The sequence below is a fragment of the Microbacterium sp. ISL-103 genome (assembly GCF_018613995.1).
Lineage (GTDB): Bacteria > Actinomycetota > Actinomycetes > Actinomycetales > Microbacteriaceae > Microbacterium.
Genome location: NZ_JAGGPD010000607.1, coordinates 1 through 650, shown reverse-complemented (window position 1 = coordinate 650; position 650 = coordinate 1). Strand labels below are relative to the sequence as shown.

Sequence of the window (650 nt, the reverse complement as noted above, 5' to 3'; positions counted from 1 at the left end):
GCGGGCCGTCGCCTCCTACGCGGCAGCCGCCGCCGCTGCCGCTGCGGAGGAAGAGCGCGCGACGATGTCGGCGCTCATGCACGACAGCGTCCTCGCCGCGCTCATCGCCGCGGAGCGCGCCGAGGGCGAGAGAGCGCGGGACCTGGCGGTCGGCATGGCCCGCGAGGCGCTGACCCGACTCGCGAACACCGAGGTGGCTGTGGCGCAGGAAGGCAGTGACGAGCCGGTCGGCGCGGCGCAGATCGTCGTCGAACTGCGCCGAGCGCTGTCCGAGCTCGGCGCCGATGCCATCGTCGAAGAGCGCGGGGGGATCGGACTGATCCCCGGGCGAGCGGCCAGAGCGCTGGTGCTCGCTGCACGGCAGGCGGTCGGCAATGCGGTGACGCATGCACACGGTCGCGGGCTGCACATCATCGCGGAGGGGCGAGGCGACGAGGGCATCAGCGTGATGATCTCGGACACCGGCCCCGGGTTCGATCTCGATGCCATCGGTGCGGATCGCCTGGGCATCAGAGCCTCGATCTTCGCGCGCATGGCCGGTGTGGCAGGGACGGCCGAGATCGACTCGAGCGAGTGCGGCACCACCGTGACGCTGGGCTGGGAGCGACGATGAACCGCACGGTGCGCAGCGTCGCGACGTCGATCGCCGT

Annotated in this window: 1 pseudogene; it reads left to right on the top strand. The window is 72.2% G+C overall.

The features are described from left to right. Positions 1–613: pseudogene (locus J7E68_RS18485) on the top strand (ATP-binding protein); the annotation flags it as partial. Between the last annotated feature and the right edge of the window lie 37 nt (positions 614–650).